Raw genomic sequence first — 14,075 nt, 5'->3', positions numbered from 1 at the left:
TAGATGTATTTACATTTAATTGGCCTTTTGTTTGTCGCTGCTTATTTCATAGTTATTTTTTTAGCTAAAAAATCTTATTTTTTACGGTTTAAAAATAGACTTAGAAGGTTCTCTTTTTTTCATACTAAAGTTTTTAAATATTTACGTTTGTATTTCAGGATTTTATTACCACATGCTTGGTCTACTTCGGCCTATAAAGCCAGTAATTGGAAAAGGTATCCTTGGTTTTATTCCATGCTTAATGGTCTTCAGTTTTTCTTTATTTTTGGAGGTTCAATACTCTTTATGAATGAGATGGCATCAAACGTAAAATTAGATCGTGTTGAGCAGGGTATGTTCAGTACTGCTGATGCAAAATTTGAGAGTTTTAGAGCAGGCTATAGAAATAAGGTTAATAGATATTTTCCCTCCAAACTTTTTTTAACCACGAGTGAGCATTCGGACTTGAGTTTTGTTTTTAATCCACATCTAGAAGCAATCCCAAATGTTATAGACAAATTTGAGTCACTAAAGTCAGGTCAAAATGTTGAAGTGAGGTATTTTACGGTTTTAGGTCGGGATTATTTGATAGATATGTCGGTTAATGACATTAACTTACTTAGCCCAGAGCAGGCAATTCAGGCGTACCGCTACAGAGAAGGTGGCAAGGATTCAATAAGTTATTTTAATGAAGTAATTTTATTATTAGCTGTTTTTCTGGCGCTTATTAAATACAAGATTTATGGGTTGAGAAACTATTTTAAAAGGATTGATAAGAAATGAGTAAGACAAATGTACAAGTAGACGATGTCATCCAAAAAGTTATTAATACAGGTGAGTTTACTGTTAATGATTATAACGCAATACAAAATTATTCGAAGGACGATCCAGTTGGAACTGCTCTTTCGTCAGCTCAAGCAATAAACAATGGTGTTGAATTAGTAAAAAAATACCAGGTTTAGGAAGTGCATTAACATTAGCGGATACTCGTTATCAGATTTATAACGAAGGTGCCAATATATCAACTTACGATGCCATACAGTCTGCAGTTAGCGTGACTGGTCTAATACCAGGCCTTCAACCGAATCATCGATGTAAATCAATCGAGTCTGATGGTATGGACACGCCCATCATACAAAACGGCTTTACGAATGCATTGAGCCAGTATGATAAAGGTGTAATCTCAAACAAAGGAGCGTGCCCATGACTAAAGATATTACTACTATTGGTGTTGATATTGCAAAACATACCTTTCATTTAGTCTTTGCTAATCAACAAGGTAAACCGATTCAGCGTAAGCAATTGAATCGGTCAAAATTTAAAGAACTCATCCAAACTCATGAGATAACAACATTTGTTCTTGAAGCCTGTGGCACCAGTCATTATTGGGCTCGGACCATTCAACAGGCAGGCCACGAGGTAAAGCTCATTAACCCTGCCTTTGTAAAACCGTTTGTGATGTCCAATAAGAATGACTTTAATGACGCGACTGCCATTATCGTGGCCGCAAACCAACCCACTATGCGTTATGTCTCACCAAAATCCACCGAACAGCAAGATGTTCTGATGCTCCATCGCGTTCGTGAACGTATGGTCAATCAGAAAACCGCACTCATCAACCAAATTCGAGGGTTATTGGCCGAATTCGGCATTGTGATTAAAGGTGGTGCTAAAAGTTTGATGGCCGAACTGCCTTTTACCTTGGAAGATCCTGAAAATGGTTTATCTCCTTTAGCAAGGGAGCAGTTTTATCTGCTTTATCAGGAGTTAAAACAAGCGGATCAACGTCTTAGTGAACAAAGTGCAAAAATTGAACGTTTAGCACAGCAAGATCCGGTGGCATCTAAATTACAAAAACTGCCTGGGGTGGGCTTTTTAACGGCTTCAGCCATTGCGGCTTCTGTCGGTGATCCTCTGGAGTTTAAAAACGGTCGCCAATTTTCTGCATGGCTAGGTCTCGTTCCAAAACAAAACTCCACAGGGGGCAAAAATGTCTTGCTTAGTATAAGCAAACGAGGTGATGGTTATTTAAGGCGGCTGTTAGTTCAAGGCGCATTAACTGCGATTGCTCGAAGTAAAGGCAATGATAACCAAGTCACTTGGGCCAAAAAGTTACGGCAAGCCAAATGTATTCAAGTAGCCGCGGTTGCCCTAGCGAATAAGACAGCAAGAATTATGTGGTCATTAATGGCACACAATAAAGAGTACCAAGTGATGTAGTTAAACTCTGTTACTAGACTACTTCACTTTAACAACTTACCTTGAAAAGCAAAGCTCATGGTAAAACGGGTTAATCCCACCTTGGCAAGGCCTGAATTTGGGGTCTGAGACATAGGTCTCGTGAGTCTGATGAGGAGCCAAGGTGCGGATAACATGATGGCTAGCCGGGTGCCTTAAGCCCGACACTTAAGAGCCGAATATACGACCGCTTAACTCGCTTTTAACCCTAGCCGGCGAAGCTGCGCAAAAAGGTAACTAGTGAATTTAAAATGCTGAAAAATGCATTAATGGAATTTTATTGCTTGAAATCTAGGGCGTGTCCATATATGACCCCATCGATATGTAAACGTAATTAGTTATAGTTAGGAATAATGATAGTCAAAAATACAATTTACCAGGCCTGGTAAAAGGGTTTATTTAATTTATATACATTAAGTATGAGGGTAAAAATATGCAACAGGATGAATTAACGCTAAATCAAATTTTTGAGAAGGTTTTGAATGGTGAAGAGGTAAAGTTCTCCGAGGATGTATTATCATTGCTTTATAAAGCCGAGATTTTTAAACCTGGGCTTGATGATGAATTACAAGGTGAATTTATAACTGAACATATAACTGAACTTAATGTTAAATCTAGTCCCAGTTCTATCTCTAATTCTAGCCTTACACATAAATCAGTTGTCGATGAGAGTTCAGAATACTGGACTAGCCGAATAAAATCGAAATGCACGGAAATGCTAGATATTCCTTGTTATGTAACTAAGTCTATTCATTAATTTCTCTGAAAAAATTAAGCTACTCTTAAAGCTATAACACTTAAAATTCTTTAATTCAAAAAACCAATTTACCAGGCCTGGTAAATTGGTTTAGATATTAGTCGTCTATTCGTGTTTTCTGTCTATTTGCCATTTTTTTGGATTACAGCTTTAAAAAATATCCCTTTAAATAATCTATTAGTAACCGTAATTTTTTAGACTCTGCATTACCAGGGGGAAAGACGCCATAGACGTTAATGTCTTTAAGGGTGTAATCTTCTAACACGGATCTTAAAGTGCCACGTTGAATTTTGGGTTGTGCATCATAAATTGGAATTTGGGCTAAACCGTGCCCGCCTTCTACAAAGGCTGTTCTTGCCGCGGCATTATTGGTTTTAATGGTGCCTTTTCTTTCAATTGAATAAGAACGAGTGCCTTTTGTGAGTTCTAGGTTGTCTGAGGTCAATTTATATAATACCCACTGATGTTTATGGAGGTCAGTAGGTTTTTGGGGGATGCCAAATTTTTCAAAATAGCTCGGTGCACCACAAAGGCAGGTTTTTAGTGTTGAGAGTTTTGTGGCTTGCAGTCCGGAGTTGGGTAGTGATGCGCCACGAATGGCTAAATCAATGCCTTCTTTCATTATGTCGACGACTTCATCGGTAAACATGACATCGAGTTCAACTTTTGGGTAGAGCGCTCTAAATTCATTGAGGGCGGGCACAATAAGTTGTAGACCTACATTGACTGGGCAAGTGATTTTTAGCAAGCCATTAGGGTCATGCTTGAAGTTTTCAATTTTTTGATTGGCCGCATTAGCTTGTTCTGCAATGACGCGACAATGTTCATAGTAGGCTCGACCAGCTTCAGTGAGTGAGATTGTTCTGGTTGAACGATTGAGTAATTTTATCTCTAAGTGTGCTTCCAACTTTTTTATATGGTAGCTGACAACGGCACGAGATAACCCCAGGTGCTTGGCAGCACCGCTTAAGGTTCCTTGCTCAATCACCTGAGCAAATACCATCATGCTTTTCAATTGTTCAAATGGCAGATCCATAAGTTGGTTTCACTGTTTAATGGAGAATGGAATTATTGTATCAATTATTGATACAAAGTAGTCTATTTTGTCTGCATTGTTAGACTAGGTTTAGTTGGTTAGAATTCTCTACAAGTTGAAATCAAACGAAAAATTAAAACCAATGAGGTCTCAAATGAAGTCTAAAAAAATATTAATGGTGTTAACGTCGCATGCTGATTTAGGTAATACCGGTGAAAAGACCGGTTTTTGGATAGAAGAGTTCGCAACGCCATATTATGCGTTTAAAGATGCTGGTTTAGAGGTTGTATTGGCTTCACCCGCAGGTGGTCAACCGCCAATTGATCCTAAGAGTGAATTAGAGGGGTTTCAAACTCCCGCAACGGTTCGTTATAACGCAGACAGAGATACGCAAAACGTGGTGGCTAATACACTTGTTTTAAAAGAAGCGAATGTTGAAGATTTTGATGCTATTTTCTATCCCGGTGGGCATGGTCCTTTATGGGATTTAACAGACAATAGCGATTCTATTCAATTAATCGAGGCATTTTTGGTAGCAAATAAGCCTGTTGCTGCGGTATGTCACGCACCTGCGGCTTTATTAAATGTGAAGAATAAATCTGGTGAATATGCCATTAAAGGCAAAGCCATTTCTGGTTTTACTAACGGCGAAGAAGCCGCCGTGGAATTAACCGATATCGTGCCTTTTTTATTGGAAGATGAATTGATTAAACGCGGTGGCGATTACCAAAAAGTAGATGATTGGCATGCTTTTGCCGTTCAAGATGGCCTGTTTATTACCGGGCAAAATCCACAAAGTTCAGAATTAGTTGCACAAAAACTATTAAGCCAATTAAACGCTTAATTTCAATTTTTTATGAGGTATTTTAAATGTTAAATTTTAGTTTCCATAACCCAACAAAAATTCATTTTGGTGAAGATCAAATTAAGTTGATTGCCAGTGAAATTCCGTCTAATGCAAAAGTTTTAATGATTTATGGCGGTGGCTCAATTAAAAGTAATGGTGTTTACGATCAAGTCGTTAATGCATTATCCGAGCATACTTGGTTCGAGTTCTCAGGTATAGAGCCTAATCCTAAATATGATACGCTGATGAAGGCTCAAGCCATTATTAAACAAGAAGGTATTGATTATTTACTGGCTGTTGGCGGAGGATCGGTTATTGATGGCGCTAAATTTATTGCCGCCGCAGCACTGTACGAAGGCGAAGATCCTTGGGATATTCTTGCAAAACAAGTTCCTGTAAAACAGGCTTTACCTATTGGTGCGGTATTAACCTTACCTGCTACGGGTTCTGAAAGTAATGGTAATTCAGTTGTTACCCGTGATGGTAATAAATTACCGTTTTCTAGTCCTTTAGTTTGCCCACAATTTGCGGTATTAGATCCTAAAGTGACTTTGTCATTATCAGATCGTCAAATCAGTAATGGTGTGGTGGATGCGTTTGTTCATACCATCGAACAATATCTGACTTATAGCGTGAATGGTAAGGTGCAAGACCGTTTTGCAGAAGGCTTATTACAAACCTTAATTGAAGAAGGCCCTAAAGCTTTAGAACCCGCTACTAAGGATGACTTGGAGATACGTGCAAATATTATGTGGTCAGCCACAATGGCACTTAATGGATTGATTGGTTCGGGTGTTCCCCAAGATTGGTCGACCCATATGATTGGTCATGAATTAACAGGTCGTTTTGGTATTGATCATGCAAGAACCTTATCGATTATTTTACCTGCTGTAATGAAAGTAAAACGTAAAGAAAAGCATGATAAATTAGTGCAATTTGCAGAACGTGTTTGGCATTTAACTGAAGGCAATGATGAGCTTAAAATTGATAAAGCCATTGAGTTGACCGAAGCGTTTTTTAAACGTATGAATGTACCAACGCGATTATCTGAAGTGGATGTCACCAAAAAAGATATTGACGGCCTGCTAGAAAAGCTTGAACAACATGGTATGACTCAGCTGGGCGAACATGGTGATATTACATTGGATGTAAGCCGAACTATTTATGAGAAGGCTCTTTAAGTCTTTTATCAAATACAGAATAGAGTTGGAGTGAGGTTAAGGTTGTAACTTTATGATAATATTGGTTAAGTTTAAAATTAATTTATTCTATTTTAATTAAAGTAGATTATTAAATCCAATTTACCAGGCCTGGTAAATTGGGTTTAGATATTGTTAGATTTGTTCTTTAGGTAGGGTAATTTTCTCAGATATATATCTGTAGTTTATTCGCTTTTTTCTGGAAACCAAGTCGATTTTTCTGCTTGTTTGTATAGATCACCAAACTGATCGTGAATCTCTTTTATCCAACCTTTTTCTCTGGCCCCAGAGCAACCGCCTAGAGCGTTTAAGTTTTTCTTAAAGGCTGTTTCTTGGTTTTCTTTTTCGGCACGTACATCTTGATTAATGTAGTTTTTTATAAAGTTATTGGCCGTTAAACTGTACTTTGTAATATAAAGACGATTCACTTTATTAAAGTTTTTTGCCACGCTAATCCCACGACAGCGAACATTATAAAAATCCACTTGAAGCGCTTTTAAAACCAAATCTGAATGGAGTTTAAGTTCTGGTTGTTCAATGTTATTAGTTTTAGCTGTTTCATTAGCGAAAGTATTAACTGAAAACAAGCCTAAAAAGGGTATGAATACGGCTATAAGCAGTAAGTTGTTTATTGTTTTAAATACGTTTTTTAGTTTGTAAGTAACCATATAATTTCCAATAAGTGCTCAATGCAAGTTCATGAGTAATACTAGTTTACTGGATATGCAACGTGTTTTGAAAGCGAATGCTTATTGAGTGAGTCTTAAGAGTTTTGATTTATGTTTTTTATAGAGACTTTTGCACGAGACAGGGGCACAAGAAAAACAAGATAGAATTTTTTAGTTTGAAGATAGAGAATTATAGCTGTTTTTATGTGTTTATGGTCTCGTGCAAAGGCCTCTTATAGACTAAAAAGCCTCAAGCAACGAGGTTGTTTGAGGCCTTTAGGTATTTAACAAGTAAACGTTTAAGTTATTTTACAAGTTGTTTTGCCCAAGATTCCATTGTGCTGTTTGCTACATCATTTGGCGCTTCCATAAAGTTAACCACAAAATGATTACCCATATCTGTTACACCAATTGAACGCGGACGAACAGCAACTGGATCAGCAGACGGTAATTGAAAACCAAAACAAAAAACGATGTTTTGTGCATCAACAATGCCTTCGCCAATTTCACCATTAATGCTTTTTGTGTGGCTAAAATGATCAAAACGCGCAATATTGATGGCTTTTGGATTCGCTTCAATTTGTTCGTATAAATAATCTAAAATTGCAGGAACTGAATCGAATTTTGATTCTTCTTTTGTAAATTCTAGAGAGAAAATTGGATACGTTTCTTTAAACATCTTTTTTTGCATGGAGTTTTCCTTAATGTAGAAAATAGCCCATTTACCAAATAAAAATTATTTTATTTATGGGCTTAGGTTAGTTTTATTATTGTAATTAAAGTGTGATTAAAAGACTTTAATCACACGGTGGAGCATGTATTTGTTACTTGTTTTAACGATACTGGCGAAGGTACATCCATTCAAAAACACGTTTACCAATATGCAGTAAACGACAAGGAGGTAATATGGTTGGGCCTTTTTCTGTACGTTTAATTAAAATACCGTGAGTGAGTGTGTCAACAATACAGATTAGTTCATGTTTAAACTCTTCAAGATTGGTTTGGCCGTTAAGCGTTTTAACCAAGTTTCTGGCAGCGGCTTTAGCTTGTAAATCTGCAGCGTGTGCTTGTTTTGCTTGCCAATCAGGGCCAGGGAAACTACCCGCATCACCAGCTACGTATACATTGTTGTAGCCTTCAACCTGCGCGTACATATTGGCAACAATCATGCCGCCTTCTGATTTTGGTAGGTCTGAATTAGGTAACCATGCTGGCCCAGTCATTCCAGGCATAAACAGAATTAAATCGGCATCAAATTCACCACCTTCTGTTTTTACTTTATTGGCTTCAAAACCAACCATTTTATGGCCTAAGTGGGTTTCAATCCCTCTTTTAGTCATCATTTTAGCTAGGTTAGCCGGTACATTTGGCCCTAGACGTTTACCAGGTTCTGGAGATGGGTTAAAGAAGACGAGTTTAAATTTATCACGACGGCCCTGGCTACGAAGTAGGTTATCTATACCAAATAAAAATTCAAACATTGGTCCGCCACGCATGGCTGAAGGTTCTTTAGGGTTACCACCAAAACCAATAGCAATGGTTCCACCACTCATGCCATTTAAACGGTCTTTAATTCTATTAGCGGCATCAATGCCTTCGCATGGGGTTATAGCATGTTCAATTCCAGGAAGTTTTTTAATAAAACGACCACCCGTGGCAATAATTAAACCATCGTTATGATATTCACCTGTTGAAGTGACAACAGTGCGTCCATCATTAATTATGTTTTCAACGCTTGCTTGAATAAATTCTACTTTTTGGCGATTAAAAAAGTTGTGTAAATCTACCTGAAGGTCTTCACCTTTGCGAAGTCCTGAAGGAATCCAAATTAAGCTTGGAAAATACATAAAAGATTCTTGCGGGGCAATGACTGTAATGTTAGCTAAAGGTGAAGCTTTACGTGTTTCTTTAATTGCTGTAAGGGCTGCAAATCCTGTGCCTAAAATTGTTATGTTCATAAAAAACCATCCATTAGTATATTTTTGTCTATTATAAGTCAGGCTTATAATTTATTTTAAAAAGTTAATTAGAATTTATATATGAATCATAACAAAAAAAACTTATGGTATAGGTGTAATAAATACCCTGACTAGGGTGATGTATTTATAAGTTGCTTTAAGTCTTTTAAGTAACTTTTAATGGAGTTTATTTATTAATTTATTCTTTATAAACAAGTTGTTGTATTGTTTTTATAAAGTGATTTATAATTTATTTCTTCCTTGTAAACCACCGGTGTGTAACAATATTATTTTTGAATTTTTTGGAAAAGCCTGCATTTTTAATTGCTCATAAAATGCAAAAATCATTTTTGATGTGTACACGGGGTCTAGCGGAATACCAAAAGTTTTTTCAAAATCTTGTTGGTTTTTTAAACCTAATTTGGATGTTTTGGCATAACCACCATCATGATATTGAGTGAGTAAATTCCAATTAATGAGTTGATGATGTTTGGATCTTTTTGAGTGTTTATTATTTAACTGAGCAAGCCAATCTGTTATTTGTTGATTTAGATATTCAGCTTCTTTAAGTACTGCAATTCCAATCACTTGTTTAGAGATATTTGTATTCAATGGTGATATTGAATCTTTTCCTTGCTCAAGAGATGGCATATTTGTTTGAGCGAGTTTATTTGTAAAGTAACTTAAACCCGCTAAAGTACCGCCCGTGCCTACTGGGCAAAATAGATGAGTCCAATTAGGGCATTGTTGCTGTAAATCGGCAATTAAGTCTTCAAAACCTAAAATAGCCAGTTCATTTGTTCCACCTTCGGGCAGAATATAACTATTGGGATACTTATTTCTCAGTTCGTTTAAATAGGTTTCGCTCTCTTTTTGGCGATAATTTTGTCGGCTTATAAACTGAAATTCCATTCCATTCTGCTGGGCGGTCTTTAAAGTAGGGCTCCACTTTTCTGGTGAATCAGCTAGTTCATTTCCACGAATAATTCCAATACTCTTAAAGCCATAAGCTTTAGCGGCATAAGCGGTTGCTGCAATGTGATTAGAGTAAGCGCCACCAAAAGTAATGAGTGTTGTTGCTTTATTAATTTTAGCTTGTTGTAAGTTGTGTTTTAATTTGTGCCATTTATTACCCTGAATAGAAGGGTGATTTAGGTCATCTCTTTTTACATAAACTTCAATATTGTATTCATCAAACAGCGTTGAATATAAACGGGTTAATGGCGTGGTATAAAGCTTTTTATGTGCAATCATAAGTGTATATTTGGTACAATTAGCCGCCATTTTTTTGGCGATTTTAAATAAAAAAAGAAATGATTTAATTGAATGCTATTGTATCCAATAACATGGTTTGAATCGTTTAAATATAGTAGCCAATTTTGTGGTTCATGAAATCGGTATTTTTACCTTAATTTAATTCAAATATACCCTTGAGTTTAGGGTGTACAAAGTTTGTCGAGGAGACAGATGGAACAGTTAACAACAAGTTTGGACGTATTGTTCATTTTATTAGGTGCAATACTGGTCTTGTTTATGCATGCAGGGTTTGCTTTTTTAGAAGTGGGTACTGTGCAACATAAAAACCAAGTGAATGCTTTGGTTAAAATCATGAGTGATTTAGGCGTATCGACTGTAGCGTATTTTTTTATAGGTTATGGCGTGGCTTATGGTGTATTTCTAGGGTTTAACGTTGATGGTCAATTAACACAAGCCATGACAGAAAAATCGGGCTTTGAACTGGTTAAATTTTTCTTTTTAATGACCTTTGCCGCCGCAATACCAGCTATCGTATCTGGAGGAATTGCAGAAAGAGCGCGTTTTTATCCAGTATTAATGTCCACCTTTTTAATTGTTGCCTTTATTTACCCTATATTTGAAGGTATTTCTTGGAATGATAACTTTGGTATACAAGATTGGTTAAGTAAAACATTTGGAGCAGGATTTCATGATTTTGCCGGCAGTATTGTAGTTCACGCTGTTGGCGGTTGGATTGCATTAGCGGCAATATTGGTTTTAGGTGCACGCCATAACCGTTATGACAAACAAGGTAATATTCGTCACGTTCATCCACCATCAAGTATTCCTTTTTTAGCTTTAGGTGCATGGATTTTAACCGTGGGTTGGTTTGGTTTTAACGTTATGTCTGCACAGTCGATTGAAGGTGTTCAAGGACTTGTTGCAATGAACTCATTAATGGCAATGGTCGGGGGAATCTTAGCAGCGACATTTGTGGGTGATAAAGATCCAGGTTTTGTTCATAATGGCCCTTTAGCAGGTTTAGTGGCTATTTGTGCTGGCTCAGATGTTGTGAGCCCATTAGGCGCATTGGTAATTGGATTAGTTGCTGGTGCTTTATTTGTAAAAGCATTTACTTGGACTCAGAAAACCTTAAAAATTGATGATGTATTAGGTGTCTGGCCACTGCATGGTTTAGTTGGCGTTTGGGGTGGCCTTGCCGTTGGTATTTTTGGTTCTGAAAAACTTGGTGGTTTAGGTGGTGTATCTATGGCTTCGCAGTTAATAGGTGTTGGTTTAGGTGTTGTCATTGCTTTTACAGGTGGATATTTGGTTTACTTGTTGGTTAATAAAGTTTCTGTAATAAGAATGACTGAAGAAGAGCAATATCAAGGTGCCGATTTAACCATTCATAAAATTCGTGCTAACCCTCCACAAGAAGATTATTCATAAAATTTTTACTTAAATAGTGCTTAAAAGCCTATTTAGCATGTTATGAATGTTGAATGAAAAGCCCGTAATAAAATCACGGGCTTTTTTATTAAAGTGATAAATACAATAAACGCCACGAATAAACGATAAAATTGACTATAATTTACCTAAGCTTTGTCATATCTACTGTCGTAATCGTTATTTTAACAATAATCATAAATAGAGACCTTTGCGCAGCTTGAGTAAAGACCTCCAATTAAAAGAAGAAGTTGAATCACCTCTATGGAAAAATTATCCTCTCAACAGCTATATCGCCACACAGACTTAAGCCAATTTGATTTTAAAATTGATCCTAATAAAGGTAAGGACGATGAAATTTTAGATTTCATGCAATATTTTCATCCTAGAGCATATCAGTCACTTAATTTTGGCTTGCACATGAAGCGTAATCACAACCATATATTTATTATGGGTGAACCAGGTATTGGCCGTATTGGTATGACTAAAGCGATGTTAAAGCAGTCGGCTCAACAAAAGCCAATACCGGATGATATTGTGCTGGTTTCTGACTTTAGTGAGGCGAATAAAACACAATATTTGTATTTTGAAGCGGGCGTAGGGATTGAGTTTAAAGCAGCGGTAGAAACCTTTATTACTCAACTAAGAACACAACTTCCCGTTTTATTTGATGGACACGCATACCAACTGCGTAGCCAAATGTTAGAAAATGATCTTAATGAAAAACAAGAAGCTGTTTTAGAACCGGCATTTGAACTGGCAGAAGAGCTGAGTATCTCTATTACCCAAACTGAAAATAACTTTGTTTTATCAGCCATTATCGACGACAAAGCTTATAGAGCGGCCGAACTTAAAAACTTTGATGAAGCAACGCAAAAACATTTTATAGAAGCGTTTGATAAGGTTGAAGAAGCTTTAAATAAAGGCTTAACGCATTTTCCATTTTTACAACACGAATATATGGATGCGGGTAAACGTTTAAATACTAAAGTAACAAATGAACATTTAGAGCCGTTAATTCAAACACTTAAAATGGAATTTGCTAAAACGCCTGATATTGTGGCTTACCTAGACTCTTTACAAAATAGTGTGGTTTCTAAACTGCACCTTTTTTGGGATCAGAATGCTGATCAAGTTACCTCAAGCAATCAGTCAAGTATGGATGAACTCTTGTCAGAACAACAAGGCTTGTCTGTTTTTGAAGTAAATTTACTGGTAGATCATCGTGATTTAAAACACGCGCCTATAATTTATGAACAAAATGCCTCTATGCCAAAGCTATTTGGCTACACCATTAATTCAGCAGCAGCCACAGCAACCGATACGGTAAGCTTAGCCATGAGTCATCAAGCGGGCTTATTGCAAAAAGCGAATGGCGGTTATTTAATTTTAAATATCCAATCTTTATTAAAAGATCCAGAGATTTGGTCAAGTTTAAAAGCGGCCTTAATGAGTAAAAAACTCAGTTTTGAAGTGCCATCTTCAAGCAGTGTCGCCCCTTACCATTTACCTGATTTTCCTCTGAACTTAACCTTAATTTTAGTAGGCCAGGCGGCACACTTTTATGCTTTACAAGAAATTGATGCACAATTTAGTCGTTTGTTTAAAGTGCAAGTTGAATTTGAAGTTGAGCTAGCAAGAACACCAGAGCATGAATTGACATTAGCCAAACAGCTCGCATCTGAAATTATGGATTGGGATGACTTACCAGTAGAAAAATCAGCTTATGAACGTTTAATTGAACATGCATCAAGAATGGCAGAAGATGAGAGCCGTCTTTATAGTAATAAAGCCATTCTGCGTGATGTTTTGGCAGAAGCCAATGCGTTTGCTCGTGCAAAGGGTGAGGAATCCGTCAGTCGTCAAACCATTGAGGACACCATTTTACAGCGTGAGTTTCATACTGGATTAATGGAAGAATATTACCATCGTGCGATTACCGAACAGCAGGTATTAATTCTGACTGAAGGCGAGCATATTGGTATGGTAAATGGCTTAACGGTACTTACGGTAGGTAAGCAATCATTTGGTCAGCCCGTTAGAATTACCGCACAAGCGTCAGCAGGCGATGAAGGTGTGGTTGATATTGAACGTGAAGTTGAAATGGCAGGGCCAATACATTCTAAAGGTATGTTGATTCTTTCTGGTTATTTACGTGGCCGTTATATGAAACAGCGTGCACTAGGTTTTAGTGGTTCTATTGTTATGGAGCAATCTTACAATGGTGTGGAAGGCGATTCGGCCTCATCGGCAGAACTTTTGGCATTAATTTCATCGCTTGCCCAATTACCTATGCGTCAAGATATCGCAGTGACTGGGTCTATTAACCAATTTGGTGAAATTCAACCAATTGGCGGTGTTAATGAAAAAATTGAAGGTTTTTATAAGATTTGTCATGCTCGTGGTTTAACTGGTACACAAGGTGTGATTATTCCGCATTCAAATGCAAGCCATTTAATGCTTAATCTTGAAGTCAGAAATGCGGTAGAAAGAGGTGATTTTCATGTATATACAATGAATCATATAGATGACGCGATTACTTTATTTACCGGCATAAAAGCAGGTAAATTAAATAAAAAAGGGCAGTTTACTAAAAATAGCGTTAATGCAAGAGTGGTTAAAGCGCTAGAGGTTATGAACGAGAAAACCTAAGTGAATATTTAATTGCTAAGGCTATTTTAAAACCGTTTAATGAACTGAGTTTGTTA

The 14,075-nt window shown here is 36.9% G+C and carries 13 protein-coding genes; 8 read left to right on the top strand and 5 right to left on the bottom strand.

All coding sequences use genetic code 11. The features are described from left to right. Positions 1 to 3 precede the first annotated feature (3 nt). The 4 genes from ACYQ0E_RS08200 to ACYQ0E_RS08185 all read left to right on the top strand — a co-directional run bounded on the left by ACYQ0E_RS08200 (position 4) and on the right by ACYQ0E_RS08185 (position 2,974). Entirely contained in the window at positions 4 to 762 is a 759-nt protein-coding gene (locus tag ACYQ0E_RS08200) for a hypothetical protein (RefSeq protein ID WP_460187748.1), read from the top strand. After that, entirely contained in the window at positions 759 to 941 is a 183-nt protein-coding gene (locus tag ACYQ0E_RS08195; protein WP_460187747.1) for a hypothetical protein, read from the top strand. The genes ACYQ0E_RS08200 and ACYQ0E_RS08195 overlap by 4 nt, the downstream gene beginning before the upstream one ends. Before the next feature lie 241 nt (positions 942 to 1,182). Next, positions 1,183 to 2,199: an IS110 family RNA-guided transposase gene (locus tag ACYQ0E_RS08190; protein ID WP_460186738.1), complete on the top strand. Its 1,017-nt coding sequence runs from the start codon at positions 1,183 to 1,185 to the stop codon at positions 2,197 to 2,199. Between the two features lie 451 nt (positions 2,200 to 2,650). Beyond that, positions 2,651 to 2,974 carry a hypothetical protein gene (locus ACYQ0E_RS08185; RefSeq protein WP_460187746.1) on the top strand — a complete coding sequence of 108 codons (324 nt, stop codon included), beginning with the start codon at positions 2,651 to 2,653 and terminating at the stop codon, positions 2,972 to 2,974. 142 nt (positions 2,975 to 3,116) lie between these two features. On the opposite strand, the gene ACYQ0E_RS08180 is transcribed toward ACYQ0E_RS08185, so the two are convergent. Next, positions 3,117 to 4,010 (bottom strand): LysR family transcriptional regulator, encoded by an 894-nt coding sequence (locus ACYQ0E_RS08180; protein WP_460187745.1) that lies wholly within the window; start codon positions 4,008 to 4,010, stop codon positions 3,117 to 3,119. A 154-nt stretch (positions 4,011 to 4,164) separates the two neighbouring features. Here ACYQ0E_RS08180 and ACYQ0E_RS08175 point away from each other — a divergent pair, with 154 nt between their 5' ends. After that, complete coding sequence (locus ACYQ0E_RS08175; protein WP_460187744.1) at positions 4,165 to 4,854, top strand: type 1 glutamine amidotransferase domain-containing protein; 690 nt, start codon at positions 4,165 to 4,167, stop codon at positions 4,852 to 4,854. A gap of 26 nt (positions 4,855 to 4,880) precedes the next feature. Further along, a complete protein-coding gene (locus tag ACYQ0E_RS08170; RefSeq protein WP_460187743.1) occupies positions 4,881 to 6,038 on the top strand; it encodes an iron-containing alcohol dehydrogenase in 1,158 nt (385 codons plus the stop codon). 203 nt (positions 6,039 to 6,241) lie between these two features. Here the strand turns inward: ACYQ0E_RS08170 and ACYQ0E_RS08165 are convergent, their stop codons facing one another. From ACYQ0E_RS08165 to ACYQ0E_RS08150, 4 genes are all read right to left on the bottom strand, one after another. Further along, positions 6,242 to 6,724, bottom strand: a complete 483-nt coding sequence (locus tag ACYQ0E_RS08165; protein WP_460187742.1) for a hypothetical protein — start codon at positions 6,722 to 6,724, stop codon at positions 6,242 to 6,244. Between the two features lie 304 nt (positions 6,725 to 7,028). Further along, complete coding sequence (locus ACYQ0E_RS08160; protein ID WP_460187741.1) at positions 7,029 to 7,415, bottom strand: DUF6858 family protein; 387 nt, start codon at positions 7,413 to 7,415, stop codon at positions 7,029 to 7,031. Between the two features lie 142 nt (positions 7,416 to 7,557). Further along, positions 7,558 to 8,682, bottom strand: coding sequence for an NAD(P)/FAD-dependent oxidoreductase (locus tag ACYQ0E_RS08155; RefSeq protein WP_460187740.1), 1,125 nt, complete (start codon positions 8,680 to 8,682; stop codon positions 7,558 to 7,560). A gap of 243 nt (positions 8,683 to 8,925) precedes the next feature. Next, a complete protein-coding gene (locus tag ACYQ0E_RS08150) occupies positions 8,926 to 9,936 on the bottom strand; it encodes a 1-aminocyclopropane-1-carboxylate deaminase/D-cysteine desulfhydrase (RefSeq protein ID WP_460187739.1) in 1,011 nt (336 codons plus the stop codon). A gap of 213 nt (positions 9,937 to 10,149) precedes the next feature. Here ACYQ0E_RS08150 and ACYQ0E_RS08145 point away from each other — a divergent pair, with 213 nt between their 5' ends. Both ACYQ0E_RS08145 and ACYQ0E_RS08140 read left to right on the top strand, forming a co-directional pair. Beyond that, positions 10,150 to 11,370 carry an ammonium transporter gene (locus ACYQ0E_RS08145; protein ID WP_460187738.1) on the top strand — a complete coding sequence of 407 codons (1,221 nt, stop codon included), beginning with the start codon at positions 10,150 to 10,152 and terminating at the stop codon, positions 11,368 to 11,370. Positions 11,371 to 11,631: 261 nt separating this feature from the next. Beyond that, on the top strand, positions 11,632 to 14,019 hold the full coding sequence (locus ACYQ0E_RS08140) for a Lon protease family protein (protein ID WP_460187737.1): 2,388 nt from the start codon (positions 11,632 to 11,634) through the stop codon (positions 14,017 to 14,019). Positions 14,020 to 14,075 lie beyond the last annotated feature (56 nt).

The organism is Thiomicrorhabdus hydrogeniphila (genome assembly GCF_054656895.1).
The sequence above is the reverse complement of the archived record's forward strand: the minus strand, read 5'-3'. Positions and strand labels throughout refer to the sequence as shown.